The organism is Thauera sp. WB-2 (assembly GCF_027594845.1).
In the GTDB taxonomy this organism is placed as follows: Bacteria; Pseudomonadota; Gammaproteobacteria; order Burkholderiales; family Rhodocyclaceae; genus Thauera; species Thauera mechernichensis.
In genome coordinates, this window is the sequence record NZ_CP088935.1 from 1,814,353 (window position 1) to 1,831,318 (window position 16,966).

The following is a 16,966-nucleotide window of genomic DNA, read 5'->3' on the forward strand; positions in this document are numbered from 1 at the left end:
GCGCAGGCCTCACTACTCGATGCCGGTGGCGGTGACCAGTACCGGGTAGTGACGCAGTCCCAGGCGCTGGGCCAGTTCGTCGCCCGAGACGGGCGCCAGGGTCAGGCCGGGTGCCAGGGCCCGCAGCGCGGCCAGGGCCTGCGGCGATTCGACCTGTACCACCAGACCCACGGCGCCCAGATCGCGCAAGGCCTGTGCCCGTTGGCGCAGCCAGGCGCGCGAGCGGTCATCGTCGCCGACCAGGAACAGCGGGGTGAGTCCCGGTGCCTGGATCACCCGGCGAGTCACGTCGCCCGGCGACAGGCTGGCCGAGCGTACCGGCAGCATGGCCGCTTCATCGAAGGGGTAATCTGGCATCCGGGGTACTTCGATGCGTGGCGGTGGCGCGTCCCCGGCACGCGGCTGGAGGTCGAGCGCCTGGTAGTACGGCAACGCGGATGCGCCTCCGCGATCCTCGACGACGATCAACGGCGGCGACTGCGCGAGGGCGGCCGGCGTCGCGGCGAGCGACAGCAGTCCCATTACCCACGGCACAGCCGCGCGGAAGCGATCGCGTTTCATGGCAAGGTCCTCCAGGGGGTGTGGTCCGGCACCGGTTCGCCGAGCACACGGGCCAGGTGCCGGCCGACGCTGTGGCGGTAGCGCGCGGCGGGTGCGCCACCGGCGGGCCGGTGGTACCGACCGATCGTGACCAGCCAGTCCTGGTCCGGTGCGTGCTGCTCGCGCAGGATCTCGGCGGCGAGCTCGAGATTTCGGTAGGGATCGAGCAGTTCGCAGGGTTGCTCGTAGCGATGGCGCTGGTAGCCCAGGTTGATCTGGCCCAGGCCGGCGTCGATGCGGGTGGGCAGGACTTCGCGCAGGGCCTGGTGCAGTCCGGTGCAGGCTTCCGCGCGGGTGGCGAAGCGGTGCGGGGCGCCGGCCACGTTCAGCGTCCAGGGCCAGGGAGCGAGACGACCGTTGAAGCGGGTGCCGCTCTCCTGCAACGCTACGGCATAGAGCACGGTCGAGGGGATGCCCGCGCGCTGCGCCGCGATCTGGTAGGCCGGTGGCGGAACCTCCTGCGCCTGCACGAAGCCGGCCAGTACGCTTCCCAGCAGCAGAAGCATGGCGTGGCAACGGGTCAGGGCAGCCGCTGCCATTGCCCGCCGACCTGGCGCACGACGGCGGGCAACTCGCCCTGCAGGCCGAGGGACAGCCAATGCCCGTCGTCGTGGTTGAGGGTGATCTGCCGGGCGCGCACCCTGGCCGGGTCGATCCGCGCACGCTGCGCCCAGTCGCGGATGTGCGCATCGTCTGCACGGCTGCCCACGACGTAGACGTCGAACTCGGCGCCGGACGCCTGCAGCCGCTGCACCGCCTGGTCGCAGGCAGCGCAGCCATCCTTGACGAAGACCGCGGTGCGGCCAGTGCTTTGTGCGAGGCTGGCGGACGATGCGGCCGGGCTGATACCGGGCAGGCTGACCCGCTGCATGCCGGGTGCCAGCCGCTGCCAAGCTGCGTCGTAGGCGCGCTGGTAGGCGAGCATCTTTTCGACGCGGCGGGCTTCCACCTGCACCTGCAATTCCGCATAGCGGCGACGCTCCTCGTCGGAACGCGCTTCGATGCCAAGCGCGGTCAGTGGGTCGAGGTTGGGCGAATAGATGCCCAGGGGGCCTTGCATCAGTTCGCGGTAGCGCGCCCATTCGTCGGCCTGCAGGCCCCAGTCGCGTGCCTGCTGCTCCTCGCTGCGGATCGTGGTCACCGGCCGTTCGCGGCTGGGCACGATCACAGAGGCTGTGCTGCCTCCGGTGTCCTGTGCGGTCGCGGCGGCCTGGGGGAGGGCAAGCGCCGACAGGAGTACCGCGAGGATCGGAACCAGGTGGAGGCGCTTCATCGTGAGCCGCCCTGATGCGCCGGGAAGGCGATGCGAAGCCGCTCGCCGGCCCGATGGAACGTGGCGCTTCCGTCTTCGATGGTTTCGAGCCGCCACCCGTCTTCTTCCTCGCCGACACGCAGCAGGCGGACCTGGGACAGCGCGCTCGCGCCATGAGGCCGGATCGACAGGAAGCGCTCGTCGGCGCGCAACTCGACACCGAGCACCTGGAAAGACGGCCCGGCCGGTTTCGGCCTGGGTGTCTCCGGGGCGGGGGGACGCGGCGCGGTTTGGGATATCGGGCGCTGTGCCTGCCGCGCTTCCAAGTGAGCCAGGCGATCCTGCAGAGGCCGCAGATCGCCGGCGACCAAGCGCTCACCCAGCGCCAGTTCGATGTCGGCCAGACGCTGGGTCACGGCCCGGTGCTCGGTGTCGTAGCGTGCCTGTGCCACGGCGGCGGGTTGCCGCCGAACCAGTTCGACCTGCTCGGCAAGGTCGGCCAGACGGCCTTCGAGTACGGCCACCTGTGCGCCAGGTGCTCGGGTGAAGCAGACCCGGCGTGTGCCATGATCGACCTGCAGATTCCAGGCCGGGCCGGCCAAGGTGAGCAGTGCATCGTGCAGCACGACCGGACCGAGCCGGTAGTGGGCCGCAGGCAGCGGCAAGGTCAGCAGCGCATCGGCATCGTGCGCGTCGCACAAGCGGTAGCCGGAACGCTGCAGGACGTGTCGCACGGCATCGCCAACGCTGGCGTGCAGGGTGTGCGGCACGGCCACGTCGACCACCTGCAGCAGCAGGTCCTGCTGGGCAGCGGTCGGTGCGAGCTCGACCAGGGTATAGCGGCCGTAGCGCACCACCGGGACGTAATCCGGTGGTGGCGCCACCGATTCGACGGCTTGCGCTGGGGCGACAGGAGGCGACGACGGCGGTGCGCTCGCGCAGCCTGCCGCCAGGGTGGTGGCCAGCAACAGGCCACTGCGCGCCATCCAACGGGACGGTAGGGCGGATTGCATGGATCGGCTCTCGGCGATGTCGAGCCGATACCATCGCCATCCGGGGAGGCCGCATCAGCAAACAATGTGAATCGCCGCTGTGCCGGTTTGTTGGGGGGCTGGTAATTTTACTTTGTCGTGCGCCGTGCCAAGGCGCTGTTTCGCAGCGGGTGCGAATCCTGCCCGACAACTTTCGCTCCGGCCGGTAGTAACTGGAGCAATCGTGGAGGTAACAAAGCGGTTGAAGCCTTCAGTGTAGAGGGTCCTTCAGGGACTTGGCGAGCACGCAGGCCGCAACGTGAGTGAACATTGAGCAGGCCCCGAAATGAATGTTGCGCAAGCCGACCTGCCGGCACCGACCCTCACTTTCCCACGCCGGGCTTGCGCAGCCGCTCTGAGGTCAGGACAGGAGCGGACAAGCCGCAGCCCGAGATAGCCCAGCCTCGGCATGAACGCGACTGCCCAAGCAGGGCTCGCCACGACCATCCAGCATGCGGGAACGCAGATTCAGCCGGCGAGCCAGGCGAGGATCACGGCCGCCGTCAGCCCGCCGCCAGCAAGCACGACGAGTCGGCGGCGCGAGCCGTGCAGCCGGCCCCAAAGCCAGAAGCCGGAGATGGCGAGGAAGCCGAGCGAGAGTGCGGCTGCGTTGGACAGCAAAATCCACGTCGGACCGGTGCCGATCGCCATGTGAAGCCGTGCGAGGTAGAGCCACAGGTTGGGCTTGGTGCGCTTCACCTCGGCCTGACGGCTCCCCACCCAGTGTTCCACCTGCACCGTCTCGGATGGCGTGTCGGCGCGCAGCAGCCAGCGCTCGGGCTGGCGCAGTTCTCCGTCGGCCCAAAGGACTGTGCGCGCCGGCTCGATGCGTGCCTTGAATGCTTCCGGCGACACACCGAGCGCGGGGGCGAGCCCGGCGGCAAGCGCCGCCGGGTCGGGCGTCGTCGGCTCGACCGGCAGCAGGTGCGTGATCTCGGTGCGATCGAGCGCCGGGATCTTCATCACCGCCCGGTGATTGAGCAGGAAGCCCGTCACCGCGAAGAGCAGCATCATGGCGGCGAGCGCCAGGCCGCACCATGCATGGATGCGGCGCAGCCACTTCTGTGAATTCCCCCGGCTCGTGGGCGGGCGGCGATGCAGGTGGATCACGGAGATATTCCCGCCCGGGCCCGGCTTAGAAGCTTATCTTCGCCGACACGCGCAGCGTGCGCGGCATGCCGACCGCGAGCAGCGGGGCGTTCGAGTCCACCTTGCTGTCGCCGGCGGCCGCCCAATAGCGCTTGTCGGTCACGTTCTCCACGGTTGCCGCCAGGTCGAGTTGGTTGCCGACGATCTTGGTGCGGTAGCGGGCGCCGAGGTCGTAGCGGGTAAAGCCGTCGACCTCGGCCCGGTTAAACGCATCGACCTCGCGCTTGCCGGTGTAGTAGGCGCCGGCTGACAGCGCCAGACCCGGGATCGCCGCCAGGCGATGCTCGACGAAGAGGCTCGCCGTGACCCCGGGCGTGTTGGCCGGGCGATTGCCGACAATGCGCTGGTCGTTCTCGGCCTTGGTGAACTCGGCATCGATCCACTGCATGGACGAGAAGATGCCCCAGCGCGGCGAAATCTGGCCGCCGGCCGACAGCTCGACGCCGCGCAGGCGAGCCTCGCCGAGGCGCTGGTAAATGCCGTCCACCTCGCCGTTCATCGGCCTCTCTATCTGGAACAGCGCCGCGTTGGCCTGCACGCCGCGCCATTCGGTCTTGACGCCGCCCTCCCATTGGCGCGTCACCAGCGGCTCGAGGGAAGTGCCGGCATTGACGGCGGTGGGCCGCGCAATGCCGCCGTCCTCCATGCCCTCCAGGTAGCCGGCGTAGAGGTTGGTGGCGGGGGTGAGCTTCCACACCGCGGCGACGGTCGGGCTGATCTTGCGCTTGGTGTAGTCCTGGCTCTTGTCCGTCGCATGCTCGAACTCAAACTTGCTCGCGCGCGCGCCCGCGATCAGCAGCCAGTCGCCCAGCGCAGCGCGGTCGAAGACATACCAGCCGCGGTCACGGGTGTGGGAGGAGCGCGCGTCCTGGCCATGGGCCACCGGAATCTCGGCGATGTCGCGCGGATTGTAGAGATTCTGTGCAACGCTGACCGTGTGGGTGTTGCCGAGCGACGTGCTGAGGGTGTTGCGGGAATGACCGAAGGTGAAGTCGTGCGTCACCGGCCCGGTCTCGAAGCGGCCGGCGAGTTCGGTCCGCACGTTGCGGTTGATGAACTTCTGGTTTCTGGTCCGGAAGATGTCCAGTATGCCCTCGCCGGTCGTCACGTCGTAGTTCCTCATCCGCGAGAAGTTGCGGTCGCGTTCGAGCTCGGAACGCCCCGCTTCCACCGTCCACACCCAGTTGTCGGTCAGCGCGAAGTCGTTGCGCAGCTGCACGTTCTGCCCCTTGGCGTCGTAGTTCGCCCAGTCGGGTGCGATGCGGTTGCGCGGGTCGGGGATCCGCGGCAGGGTGATCTTGCCATTCACCGCGGGCAGCGCGAGGATGCTCGACTGCTCGACGACATCCTTCGCGATGTCCTCGACGTCGAGCTTCAGCAGCCAGCGATCGGTGACCTTCCAGTCGAAGGCGCCAGCGAAGAGGTAGCGGTCGCCGTCGGCGCCGTCGACTGCGCTTTGCAACTTGCCGCCGACGAGGTTCACCCGTGCGCCGAACTGCCCCTCGTTACCGAAACGCCTGCCCACGTCCACGCCGGCAACGAAGCTGCCGTTGTCGTCGGTGGAAAGCTGAAGTGCCGTGACGGGCGTACTGCCGGCGCGCTTAGTGATGAGGTTGATGATGCCCGAGGGCGGCACGAAGCCATAGTAAAGGCCGCCCACGCCCTTCAGCACCTCGACGCGCTCCTTGTTCTCGAGCGGCAGGTCGATGAGGTTCACGATCGGCAGGCCGCCGTTCAGGCGGTAGCTGGAGCGGTTGTCGACCAGCAGCCCGCGGATCGACAGGTTGTCGTAGGCAGTGGCGCCGAGTTGGGCTCGGGTGACGCCGGCGGTGTTCTTCATCGCCTCGTACAGGCTGTTGGCCTGCTGCGCGTCGAGGAGATCGCGATCGATGACGTTTACGGTCATCGGCACTTCCTTCGCCGGTGTGTCGCGGAAGGCGCCCACGCCGATGCTGCCGGCACGCCAGCTGTTCGCCTCGGTGGCGAAGACCTCGACGGTGTCAAGGGTGCGCTCGCCTCCCGTTGCGGTGGCGGTGTCGTCAGCCGCCTGAGCCTGCCAGGCGGCGGCGAGCGCCAGGCAAAGGACGGTCTTTCGTGTCAATGTTATGTGCTTCATGCAGTCGAACCTCCGGATTTTCTGTTTTGCTTGGCTGGCTGCGGGTGCTGGCTGGCTTGGTGGACGAAATGAATGGGTGCGGCGCAATGCAACACCCTGTTAGATACGAATGAGAAGTTATCGCATTAAATATGCCTTGATTTGCTCGCCGCGCTCATTCCGGGCACTCGCACGACTCGAAAACGACGCCCGAGGGATCAGCCGTCCACGAACACGCGTTCCGGATGCGGGTGGCTCAGGAAGTCGTGGTGGGAGATGTGCCAGCCGTAGGCGCCGGCCAGCAGGAAGGCGATGCAGTCGCCGGCGCGCAGGCGCTCGACGGGGACGTCGCGCGCGAGGATGTCCTTGGGCGTGCACAGTTCGCCGCACAGCGTGACCGTGGCGCCGTGCACGGCCGGACGCGCGAAGGGATAGGGCCAGACATCGCGCGGCAGGACGACGAAGGGATGATCGTGCTGCCACGACACGGGCAGGCGAAAGTGGTGGGAGCCGCCGCGCAGGATGGCGAAGTGGCGGCCGCGGGCGGTCTTGATGTCGGTGACCTCGGTGAGGTAGTAGCCGCAGTCGGCGGTGAGGAAGCGCCCGCATTCGAAGACGATGCGGCACGCCGGCCGGCGCGCCGCGATGAGGGCGCTGAGGCCGGCACAGAAGCCTTCCCAGGCGAAGGACGCGCTCGGGTCGGCGTAGTTCACGCCGATGCCGCCGCCGACGTTGAGCCAGTCGATGGTGAGGCAGTGGCGCTGGTGCCAGGCTTCGGCCAGATCGAAGTAGTGCTCGAGCAGGGCGAGGTGCGCCTGCGCATCCAGATTGTTGGAGATGGCATGGATATGGAACCCGCGCAGGCGGACGCCCGGCAAGGTCCGGGCGAGCTCGATCAGGTCTGGAATCCGTGCCTCCTCGATGCCGAACTGGGTCGCCTGCCCACCCATGCGCAGCGCGGCCTGCTGCGGTACGTGCTCGGGATTGACGCGCAGCAGGATGTCCGCAACCCGCCCGCGGCGGCGCGCGATCCAGTCCAGGCGCCGCAGTTGATGCTCGCTTTCGACGTGGATCAGCGCGACCTCGTGCGCGAGCGCGCCTTCCAACTCGGCGTCGGTCTTGCCGGGACCGCCGAAGGCGATGGGCATGCCGCCGTCCACCGCGCGCACGCGCTCGATCTCACCCAGGGATGCCACTTCGAAGCCGTCGGTATGGCCGAGCAGCGCCTGCAGGATCGGGGCGTCGCTGTTCGCCTTGATGGCATAGAACAGCTGACATTGGTCGGGCAGGCTGCGGCGCAGCCCCTGCACGTGCCGGCGCAGATGGGCGAGGTCGTAGAGGTAGGCGCACACGGGTTCGGTGCGCCCATGCAGGTACTGATGCAAGGCTTGCAGGTTCATTGTGCGGAGTCCTGAATACGATGCTGGGCGAGGTGGCTTACCATCGCGCGGCGGGCGATGCCGCGGTCGTCGCCGAGGACGAACATGCGCACAGCGTCCCAGCGCCAGGCGTGGAAGTCTTCGGGGGCACGCGGCAACGCACAGAACGTCTTGCCGTGCCGGCGCGCGGCGTTATGGATGCGCGCAACCGCTGCGCGCACCTCGGGATCGCGGGTCTGCCAGGGCAGGCCGAACGACTGCGAGAGATCCGCTGCGCCCTCCAGCAGGACGTCAACGCCCTCCACCGCGGCGATGGCCTCGGCCTGCTCGAGGCCGTCGCGGTCCTCGATCATCGCTACCACCACAGTCTGGTCTCGTACGCCATCAAGCACCGTGACGAGGTCGTCGCGCCCGTAGCGGCTGTGCCAGGTGGCGTTGAGCCCGCGCTCGCCGGCCGGGGCGAAGTGGCTCAGACGCACCGCCTCGCGCGCGGCCTCGGCCGAGCGGATGCGGGGAAAGACGATGCCCTCGGCGCCGGCATCCAGCACCTGCAGTACCTGATGCGGGGCGGCAACCCGGACCAGCGCCGCTATGCTGCTCGCCCGCGCGGCGAGCAGCATAGCGGCGAGGGTTTCGCCGCCGATCAGGGTGTGCTCGAGGTCGACGATGACGAAATCGTAGCCGGCGGCCGCGATCAGCTCCACGGTCAGCGGGGCGGGGGTGGAGCAGAACAGGCCGCAGACCGGCTCGCTACCCTGCAGGCGCGACTTGAGGCTCATCACCGCTCCCCGGCCTGCGCCAGCGGGTTGGGGGCGAGCCGCGTGCGCAGGCGGATCTCCGGCTGGAAGCGCCGGCTGGCCAGCATCTCGATAGCGACCTCGTCGGCCAGGCAGTCGAACAGGGCGTAGCGTGCCGCCCACTGCGGATGCCGCTCCTCGTGGGCGCGCAGCACCTCGCGGGTGATCTGCCAGAAGCGCTCCTCCGCGATGTCGTAGAAGCGCGCGAACACCCACGCGAGCTCCGCCAGGCTGACGAAGAACAGCGCATCGAAGGTGAAGTCGCGCAACTCGTCGGCGTCGGCGGCCTCGATGAAGGAGTTCGGGTTGACGCGGGCGTGCTCGGCGGGCGGGGCGGTGAGCGCCGGCGGAGGCGCGGACAGCAACTCGCGGCAGAAGCGCACGCCGTCGTGGAAGTCCTTGAGCGCCACGCGCGCGGGCAGGCCGTCCTCGTGCAGCAGGATCATGTTCTGCGCGTGCGACTCCAGCGCCGTGCCGTGCTGCCACAGCAGGTGCAGCACCGGCAGCCAGGCCCGCTCGACCAGGCGCTGCAGCCAGCTTTCCGCGCCGTATCGCTTCACCCAGGTGTCGACGAAGGGCCGCCCGTCGGCGTCCACGTGCATCACCGCGGTCATCGGCACGGCGGCCTCGCCCGGCCGCAGGTGGCTGTGCACGCTCTCGCGCCAGATGCACGACATGGCACCGTAGAGTCCCTGCACCGGGGCCGACGAGGTGCAGCTCACGCCGGCGACCTCGCGCAGGATCACCGGGCGCGCCAGCGGTTCGGGCCAGTCCGTGCGCTCCGTCACCAGCCGTTGCAGCCAGTCGCTGATGACCGGGGCGTTCACCACGGTGTGCGGCGCCAGCACGCGCGAGGTCGAGGTGTTGACGAGGTTCATCGCGAGCTTGAGCGAGAGCTGCCGGGGCGCGTCGACGTTGCACAGGGTGCGGATCGACTGCTGCGGCAGGTAGCGCTGCGCCATCTCGCCGATCACCACCAGCTCGCCGCGCGCGAGCTCTTGGTGGCAGGCGGGCAGGATCACCTCCTCCCATTGCCAGGGATGGACCGGCAGGGGCAGGTAGTCCTCGGGGCGCGCGCCGCGGCGGGCGAGCGCGTCGCGAAAGCCTTGCCGGTCGGCATCGTCCAGCAGCGCGTGCGCCACGCCCGCGCCGTCCCGGGTGGGACTGACCGCCCAGCGGCAGCGCTCGCGGGGCACTGCGATCAGCAGCGGCCTCACCACGGCGGCCATTTCCGGCGCATAGGCGGCGTTGTCGTCCAGGGTGAAGCCGAGGCGCGACTTGTAGCTCGGGTGATAGGGATGGCCGTCGGTGAGCCGCGCTTCCACGGTGTCGTAGTCGGCATCGCGCAGGATCCTGCCGCCGCGCGCATGCAGGGTCTGGGCATCCTTGATCTGGGTCGCGAGCAGTTCGGCGGCGAACTGCTTGAGGCGGCCCTCGTCAGCTTCGAGCCAGGGGACGATCTCGGCGAGGAACAGCGCCGGGTCGGCGGCCTCCTCGGCGGAGCCGCCGTCGGGTTCGCGCAACAAGGTGGAGGTGAGGCGCACGCGGCCGAAACTGAAGGTGCGCTGCGCCCGGCAACGGTAGTTGACGGGGACGCCGTCGGCACCGCGGCCGGGAACGGTGAGCGCGTCGCCCTGCCACTCGCAGTGCGGCAGGGCGTGCTCGAACAGCAGCGCTTCGACGAGCTGGCGCAGCACGCGCCGGCTCGCTTGGCGGTAGGCGGGACTGGCGATCAGGTCTTGGTAGTCGGCGGGTCGCATGGGATTACCTTTGAAGCATGGGGTTGGGAATGTCGACCCAGCTCGGCCGTTCTCCCTGTTGATCGAAGCTGCTCAGCAAATTGGCCTTGGCCGGCAGGGTGGGCTGCGCGGTGAGCTGCAGCGCCAGCGGATCGCCGCTCGCCGTGAGGCGCGCGGCGGTGTCCCGCCACAGCACTGCCTCGGTGACGAGACCGGTCCGCCCCAGGCAGGCGATCGCGTGGGCGATGTGGTTGACCACCACGTAGTACTGGAAGCGGTGCCAGGCCTGCTCTTCCGAGTACAGCGCCGGACTGTCTGGCTTGATGCGGTCGAGCCGGGGGAAGCGCTTTCGGCTGATGCTGGTGCCCTCCATGTCGCGTGCGTAGCCGCGCGCCGGCCAGCCGTCGCGAAAGGCGACCATGGCGTTCTGCAGATGCGCTTCGAGGCTGATGCCGTATTCGGAAAACAGCCGCAGCAAGGGCAGCAGGGTGACCTCGAGGTAGCGCGCCCACCACGCGCGCACCAGGGCCTCGTCGAGCACGCACTCCCCTGCCGCTTGCCGCAGCAGCACGAGCAGGGGAATCTCGCCCTCGCCCTCGGCCGGCTCTTCCAGCACCGCGGCCAGCACCCGCACGTGCTCTGCCTCGTCGGCCGGCATCGCTTGCCGGTACACCACGGCGCAGGCGGCGCGCAGCGCCTCGTCGGGAAGCCTCAGGGTTTGGCTGGCGAGCTCGGGAAGGACGCGGAAAGCGGCCGATTCGAGCACCTGCGGCAGCAGCGACAGCGCCCGGCTGGCGTCGAGCGCGCGCTCGACCTGTTCCGGCGGGTTGTTGCGCACGAAGTTGGTGATGCGGATGTTCAGCGACAACTTGAGGAAGAGGTTGCGGCGCGGCAGCCAGACCGTGCGGACCGACGAGGTGGGCCACACCACCTCGCCGAGCGGGCCGAGGGGGACGAGCGCGCCGTTCTGCTTCAGCGCGTCGATTTCGGGCAGGCCGAGCAGGTATTCGGCCTGCCACGGATGGCAGGGCAGCAGCCGGTAGTCTCCGCCCGCGAGCCACTGCTCCGCGGCGCGCGCCGCCTCCTGGTCGAGCGGCGGGACGTCTCCGTTCGCCGTCTGCGCCTCGATCAGGTTGGCGGTCACCGCGAAGTAGTGCAGGCGGAAGGAGGCGCCCAGCTCCGGCGCGTAGCTCTGCAGGTCCTGCTCGCCGAAACCCTCGAACGCCTTGGAGGTGACGTGGAAGATGTGGCCGAAGCGCAGCGCCTGCTCCGCGGCGGCGAAGGGCGGACGCGGCGCCTCGGGGGCGGGCTGGTGGAAGCGGCGCACGTGATCCAGGCTGTTGCGCATCAAGCTCTGCAGACGCGCGCGGCAGCGCTCTGCAACGTCGGCGGGATGGCGCCGTGCAGCGGCGAGGGCGGCGGCGATGAGGTCGGCGAGCGGGGTCGCCTCGGCCAGCGGCTGCCAGACGTCGCCGCCGCCGATCAAGGCGAATGGCGCCAGGCGGTGGTAGCCGATCGGCGAGAAGTAGCTCAGGGCGCCGGCCAGGCAGGACCCGGTGCGGTCGAACGGCAGCAGAAACGGCATCAGCCCGGCGGCCCGCCACTCCTCGAACTGCGAACGCAAGTCGGCCGGGCCCGCCTCGCCGGGCGCGAGACGCGGGTCGCCACGACCGGTCTCGCGGCAATAGGTGTTGAAGTACTGCTCCACCAGGCGGCGTTCCACCGGGGGAAGTTGCAGCAAGCGTGAGGACATTCCGATCCTTCCTTTAACTTTTCATACGACTGGCGAGGGCGGCGTGGCGACCGCCGCAGGCCAGGAGGCCGGTGGCGAGGAACAGGGCCGCCACCGCCCACAGCAGGTTTGCCGGTGCGAGCGTGGGCATCAGCAGCATGACCAGGAGCGGGCCGAGCAATTGGCCGAGGACCATGAAGCTCCTGCTCAGTCCGGTCAGGTGGCCGTAGGCCGAGGCCGGCAATTGCCGGCTGCAGGCGAGCAGCATCGATTGCGCCAGGGCCGCGTAGCAGGCGCCTTGAACGATGCGCAGAAAGGCGACCAGCCACATCGCGTCGACCACCGTCAGCAGGCCGATGGACAGCGCGCAGCCGAGGGCGGCCAGGATGAAGTGGCGCCTGGGGGCGCCACGGTCGTTCAGATGGCCCCACAGCGGCGCCGCGAGCATGGCGGCGAGCCAGCCCAGCGCATGCAGCAGCCCGGTCTTGCTGGCGATGGCCTCGGTGGCGGGGAAGCGCGCGGCGACGTAGAGCGCGAACACGTTGACCAGCGCGAAGGCGGCGGCCTGAGCCAGGCACGCGGCGAGCATCCAATTGCGCAGCTCGGCGTCGTCAAGCACGCTGCGCAGCCCGGCGAACGGCGGCGCGTCGGCCGCGGGCGGGGTTTTGGCGGGCTCGCTGACCTGGCTCCACAGCAACAGGCCGGCGATGCCGGTCGCGACCGCCGTAGTGGTCAGCAGCGGCTCCAGCGACCAGTAGTCAAGCATTACGCCGCCCAGCACCGGACCGGCCAGGCAGCCGCAGGCGATCGCGCTCTCCTGCAGACCCAGCGCGCGTCCACGTGAGGTTTCCGCGCTCGCTTGACCGATGAAGGCGGTGAGAACCACGCCGATGGTGCTGAAGCCTTGCAGCAGGCGGCCTAGCATGAAGCCGTAGACACCGGGGCTCAGCGCCATCTGCAGCATGCTGGCGATGAACACCGCCAACGAGGCGAGCAGCATGGGGCGATAGCCAAAGCGGTCGCACCACCTGCCGACCGCGGGGGCGAAACACAAGGTGCCCACCGCCGGTGCGGCCAGCGCCAGGCTGCTCCAGCGCGCGGCGCCGACGGCATCGACCCCGCTCAGTGTCGCCACGTAGAGCGGCATGATGGGCACCAGCACCATCAAGCCGAGCGTCGTCACCGCCTGGCAGGCCAGCAGCAGCCCGAGATTGCGCGAAGGCAGCGGCATGGCAGCCATCGCTCAGCACCGGCCGGGAAGAAGCGGGTTGTCCAGGCGCCCCATGGCGCTGGGCATGCCGGTGCCGAAGCTGGCGCGGCCGAGCAACGGCGCCAGTACCTGCTTGAAGGGCCAGCCCTGTTCGTCCAGCAACAGGCTTTTGGTCGATGCGGCGATCGCCTCCGGCAGCGGCACGCGCGCCAGGCAGGCTTCCAGGGCCCCGCGGAGGATCCGCCAGCCGTGCGCCTCGTCCCGGCCGTAGCGCTCAGCCAGGGCGGCGATAACGGCGTAGAGGTTCACCTCGATGGCGAGGGTCTGCAGGTAGGCGAGCAGCTCGCGTGGCGTGGCCAGTTCCAGGGTGTTGGGGGTGCTGCGGTGGATGACGTAGTCCGGCACCGCCACCCCCTGCGTGTCCATCAACGGCGGGCAGATGCGCAGGGTGTCGTGGTCGCGCAGGACGAGCGCAGCGATCCTCCGGCCGCGGAATGCGAGCACCACGTTCTGCCCGTGCAGCTCGGGTATGACGCCGTAGGCGAGGCAGCGTAAGCCCAGCTCCAGCAAGGCGCCGGCCACGTCGGCGAACAGCGCCCAGGCATCGTGTTCCTCGGGGGCGGGGCCGAGGAGTTGGTCGAACGCAGGCAGCGCGCCGTCGGCCGTGAACACCGGCAGGGCCGCCATCGGAATCAGCCGGGCGTCGGGCAGTGAGGGGTAGCGGCGAACCAGGCAGGCGAGCTCACCCGGTTCGGCTTCGAGCGCGTCCCTTTGGCGCAGCGCCCACCAGTGGCTCTCGTCGCACAGCAGCAGATGTGACGCCAGCCACTCGTCCCGCTCGCGCAGATTCTCGAGGCAGGCGCCGGCGAGCGTCGCGTTGTGCAGGTAGCGCGGCGGCAGGGTTCGGACTGCACCCAGGGCATTGACCGAGAGCGCAAGCTTGAGGTGCGTGCCCGGTCGGCCGACGACGGCGAGCGAGCGCAGCGAGGCGGTGGGAGTCGCCGCCCCTGGCCCGGTTCCAAGGTCGATGCAGTCGGCGAGCGTGGGCGACGCGCTCCGTTCGAGGTGCGCCCGCTGCCAGGGGTGCACCGGCATCCACAACCAGGCATCACCTTTGGCGCCGAACGCATGGGCGGTGGTGGCGAGCCGATCATGCTGCACACGGTCGAGCAGCGCTTCCGCGACGGGCTGACCGGGGGCGGCCGTGCCGCGCACCTGGCCCCGCGGCACGGCCACCCATTGCAGCGGGATGGACGCCGCCGCCTCGGGGCCATAGGCCGAGCCGTCGCTCTCGCCCCAGTCCTTGGCCCGCGCCAGGGGGTGAAAAGGGCGGTCCTTCAGGCAACTCAACGCTTCCCACGAGAGCAGCTCGTCCGGGGCGGCGGCGAGCCTTGCCAGAATGCCGGGCTCGTGCGCCGCGGCGAGCTCGGCCTGGTCGCTGGCCAGGCGGAGGAAGCGGGCGAGGCGGCCGGTCGACTCCTTCCACCAGTCGGCGGTCTGTAGGGTTTCGGCAACCTCGACGGCGGCGAGCCGGGCGGATCGGGTCGCGCCCGGCGAGGCGACGCCGCGATCCGAAACCCGGAACGGGCGCAGGCCGCCGGCATGGCGGCCGTGCCAGCGCAGCGCCCGGCCCGCGCTCAGATACACTTCCAGGACTGCTTCGTCTTCGCTCGGCGAGTAAAAGCGGCAATGGCTGCGGAAGCCGTAGAGATCCTCCAGCCAAAGCGCATCGAAGAGATCCTGGAGGAGGCCGCGCTCATAGGCGTGAGACGACATCTTCGACACGTGCCTCAGCCGAACAGCGGCAAGAGGGTGCCGACGCCCTGCGCCTCGGCCAGCCGGTAGAAATGCCGCGCGCAGACGAGGTCGTCGAGCGCCATGCCCATTGGATTGAGGAGGATGATCTCGTCGTCGCGCTCGCGGCCCGGCCGCTCGCCGATGACGATCTCGCCGAGCTCGGCGTGCAGGCGCTCGCGGCTGAAGCGCCCTTCCAGCACGAGCTGGTTGATGATCTTCTTTTCGCGGTTGGACTGATCCCAATCGTCCACCACGACCTTGTCGGCCTTCTCGTAGGCGTCCTTGTGCACGTCCATGATGGAAACGTTGCTGACGAAGGCGCCGGCCTTGAGCCAGTCGAAGGTGAGGTAAGGCGAGTCGGCCACGGTGCAGGTGACGACCACGTCGCACTCGCGCACCGCGGCTTCGGCCGAAGGGGCGCGCAGCATGGCGACCCTGGGGAAGCTTTCCTTGAAGGTGCGCGACAGTGCGTCGGCGGCGGACGGCGAAAGATCGAACAGATGGAGCCGTTCGATCGACGGGAACTGCTCGAGCAGGGTCTGCATCTGCATGCGCGCGATCGGGCCGCAGCCGATGCAGGCGACGTCGGTGAAGCCGCTGCGCGCGAGATGCCGGGTGGCGACGGCGGTGATCGCGGCGGTGCGCATGCCGCTGATCAAGCCGCCTTCCATGATCGCGATCGGGTAATTGGTCTGGGCGTCGTTCAGCACCACCACCGCGCTGGCGCGCTCGAGGCCGAAGCGGGCCGGATTGTGCTGGCGGCTGCCGATCCACTTGAGGCCCGCGATCGGATCCTCGCCGCCCAGATAGCATGGCATGGCGATGATGCGGTCGGCGATGTGGTCGGCGCCCGGCCAGCGCAGATAGGGCTTGAGCGGCTGCACGTAGGCGCCGCGAGCATGAGTGGCGAGGCCTTCCGCGATGGCGTCGACATAGGGCTGCGAATGGCCGCCGCCCAGTTCGATCAGGTCGCTGCGGCTGAGGTAGAGCAGGCCCGGGGAGCTCGTGGTGTTTGTCATGCGGCTTGTCCAATGGTCGAGTTGAGGGAGGTTTCGGGGTTGTGCTCGAGGTGGCGGTCTCTCATGCGCGACAGCCACTCGTCGTTGTAAACCGTGTCGAGATACCGCTCGCCGCGGTCCGGGAGGATGGTGAGAATGCGGGCGGAATGGGGCAGGCGGGCGCAGAGGCGCTGGATCGCGGCGATCACCGAGCCCGACGAGCCGCCGGCGAAGATGCCTTCGTGCTTGACCAGCTCGCGGCAGGCGAGCGCCGACTCGTAATCGTCGACATGGATGACGTCGCCGATCTCGTCGCGCCGCAAGAGCTCCGGCACCCGACTGGCGCCGATCCCGGGCAGCTCCCGTGGGTAGGGGGGCGCACCGAACAGCACCGACCCGGCGGCGTCGACCGCCACGACCTTCAGCTGCGGCCACGCCTCGCGCAGTCGCCGGGCGATGCCGTGCAAGGTGCCGGAAGTGCTGACCCCCAGCACCAGGTAGTCCACCGGCCGATCCAGATCGCGCAGGATCTCCTCGCCCTCGCCGTGGTAGTGGCTCTGCCAGTTGCGCTCGTTGGCGTACTGGTTGATCCATACCGTGCCCGGCCGCTCGCGCAGCATCTGCTTGACGCATTCGATGCGGGTCTCCAGGTAGCCGCCCTGGCGATCCTTCTCGGTGACCTGCTCGATGTTGCCGCCGTAGCAGCGGATGATGCGGAGATTGGTCGGCGAGATCTTCGGGTCCACCACCGCGGTGAAGCGAAGTCCGCGCAGCCTGCACACCATGGCCAGCGCAATCGCCAGGTTGCCCGAGGAGCTCTCGACAACGTGGGCATCGCACGGAATGCTGCCGTCGGCGAGTCCGCGCTCGACGATGTACCGCGCCGGGCGATCCTTGACGCTGCCGCCGGGGTTGCACAGTTCCATCTTCGCCATGACCTCGCACGGGGAGTCACGGAACAGCCGGGAGAGACGGACGATGGGAGTCCCCCCTACCCCGTCGAGGATGCTGTCGAGGATCATCGCGCGTCCCTCCCCGCCATCGAGGCTGCGATGAGGACGTACCTCGGCAGTCCGGCCGGCCGGAACGCATGAAGCGGACAAGCGGGCGCCGTTACGCGCGGCGCACGATGTGCTGCAAGAGAATCTGATGGCATAAAGTCTCCCGCCAAGTTGAGCCGTTGAGGA

General features: G+C 69.2%; 14 protein-coding genes. All 14 read right to left on the bottom strand.

Annotation, left to right across the window (positions count from 1 at the left end; all coding sequences use genetic code 11):
- Window positions 1-12 precede the first annotated feature (12 nt).
- Window positions 13-522 (bottom strand): integrating conjugative element protein, encoded by a 510-nt coding sequence (locus tag LQF09_RS08325; protein WP_270069866.1) that lies wholly within the window; start codon window positions 520-522, stop codon window positions 13-15.
- Between the two features lie 35 nt (window positions 523-557).
- Window positions 558-1,139 carry a transglycosylase SLT domain-containing protein gene (locus LQF09_RS08330; protein WP_270069651.1) on the bottom strand — a complete coding sequence of 194 codons (582 nt, stop codon included), beginning with the start codon at window positions 1,137-1,139 and terminating at the stop codon, window positions 558-560.
- Window positions 1,121-1,873 carry a TIGR03759 family integrating conjugative element protein gene (locus LQF09_RS08335; RefSeq protein WP_270069652.1) on the bottom strand — a complete coding sequence of 251 codons (753 nt, stop codon included), beginning with the start codon at window positions 1,871-1,873 and terminating at the stop codon, window positions 1,121-1,123. The genes LQF09_RS08330 and LQF09_RS08335 overlap by 19 nt, the downstream gene beginning before the upstream one ends.
- The gene (gene pilL2, locus LQF09_RS19685) at window positions 1,870-2,865 is read right to left on the bottom strand and encodes a PFGI-1 class ICE element type IV pilus protein PilL2 (RefSeq protein ID WP_443081777.1); all 996 of its coding nucleotides are present in this window, start codon (window positions 2,863-2,865) and stop codon (window positions 1,870-1,872) included. Before pilL2 ends, LQF09_RS08335 begins: the two co-directional genes overlap by 4 nt.
- A gap of 486 nt (window positions 2,866-3,351) precedes the next feature.
- Window positions 3,352-3,993, bottom strand: coding sequence for a PepSY-associated TM helix domain-containing protein (locus LQF09_RS08345; protein WP_270069653.1), 642 nt, complete (start codon window positions 3,991-3,993; stop codon window positions 3,352-3,354).
- 25 nt (window positions 3,994-4,018) lie between these two features.
- Complete coding sequence (locus LQF09_RS08350) at window positions 4,019-6,148, bottom strand: TonB-dependent siderophore receptor (protein ID WP_270069654.1); 2,130 nt, start codon at window positions 6,146-6,148, stop codon at window positions 4,019-4,021.
- Window positions 6,149-6,345: 197 nt separating this feature from the next.
- Window positions 6,346-7,527, bottom strand: coding sequence for a type III PLP-dependent enzyme (locus LQF09_RS08355; RefSeq protein WP_270069655.1), 1,182 nt, complete (start codon window positions 7,525-7,527; stop codon window positions 6,346-6,348).
- Window positions 7,524-8,285: an HpcH/HpaI aldolase family protein gene (locus tag LQF09_RS08360; RefSeq protein ID WP_270069656.1), complete on the bottom strand. Its 762-nt coding sequence runs from the start codon at window positions 8,283-8,285 to the stop codon at window positions 7,524-7,526. The genes LQF09_RS08355 and LQF09_RS08360 overlap by 4 nt, the downstream gene beginning before the upstream one ends.
- Window positions 8,285-10,063 (bottom strand): IucA/IucC family protein, encoded by a 1,779-nt coding sequence (locus LQF09_RS08365; RefSeq protein ID WP_270069657.1) that lies wholly within the window; start codon window positions 10,061-10,063, stop codon window positions 8,285-8,287. Before LQF09_RS08365 ends, LQF09_RS08360 begins: the two co-directional genes overlap by 1 nt.
- Before the next feature lie 4 nt (window positions 10,064-10,067).
- Window positions 10,068-11,795, bottom strand: a complete 1,728-nt coding sequence (locus LQF09_RS08370) for an IucA/IucC family protein (protein WP_270069658.1) — start codon at window positions 11,793-11,795, stop codon at window positions 10,068-10,070.
- A gap of 13 nt (window positions 11,796-11,808) precedes the next feature.
- The gene (locus tag LQF09_RS08375; RefSeq protein WP_270069659.1) at window positions 11,809-13,014 is read right to left on the bottom strand and encodes an MFS transporter; all 1,206 of its coding nucleotides are present in this window, start codon (window positions 13,012-13,014) and stop codon (window positions 11,809-11,811) included.
- Between the two features lie 3 nt (window positions 13,015-13,017).
- Window positions 13,018-14,760 carry an IucA/IucC family protein gene (locus tag LQF09_RS08380; RefSeq protein WP_270069867.1) on the bottom strand — a complete coding sequence of 581 codons (1,743 nt, stop codon included), beginning with the start codon at window positions 14,758-14,760 and terminating at the stop codon, window positions 13,018-13,020.
- A 14-nt stretch (window positions 14,761-14,774) separates the two neighbouring features.
- Window positions 14,775-15,800, bottom strand: a complete 1,026-nt coding sequence (gene sbnB, locus LQF09_RS08385) for a 2,3-diaminopropionate biosynthesis protein SbnB (protein ID WP_270069660.1) — start codon at window positions 15,798-15,800, stop codon at window positions 14,775-14,777.
- Window positions 15,797-16,801: a 2,3-diaminopropionate biosynthesis protein SbnA gene (gene sbnA / locus LQF09_RS08390; protein WP_002939336.1), complete on the bottom strand. Its 1,005-nt coding sequence runs from the start codon at window positions 16,799-16,801 to the stop codon at window positions 15,797-15,799. Before sbnA ends, sbnB begins: the two co-directional genes overlap by 4 nt.
- Window positions 16,802-16,966: the final 165 nt, after the last annotated feature.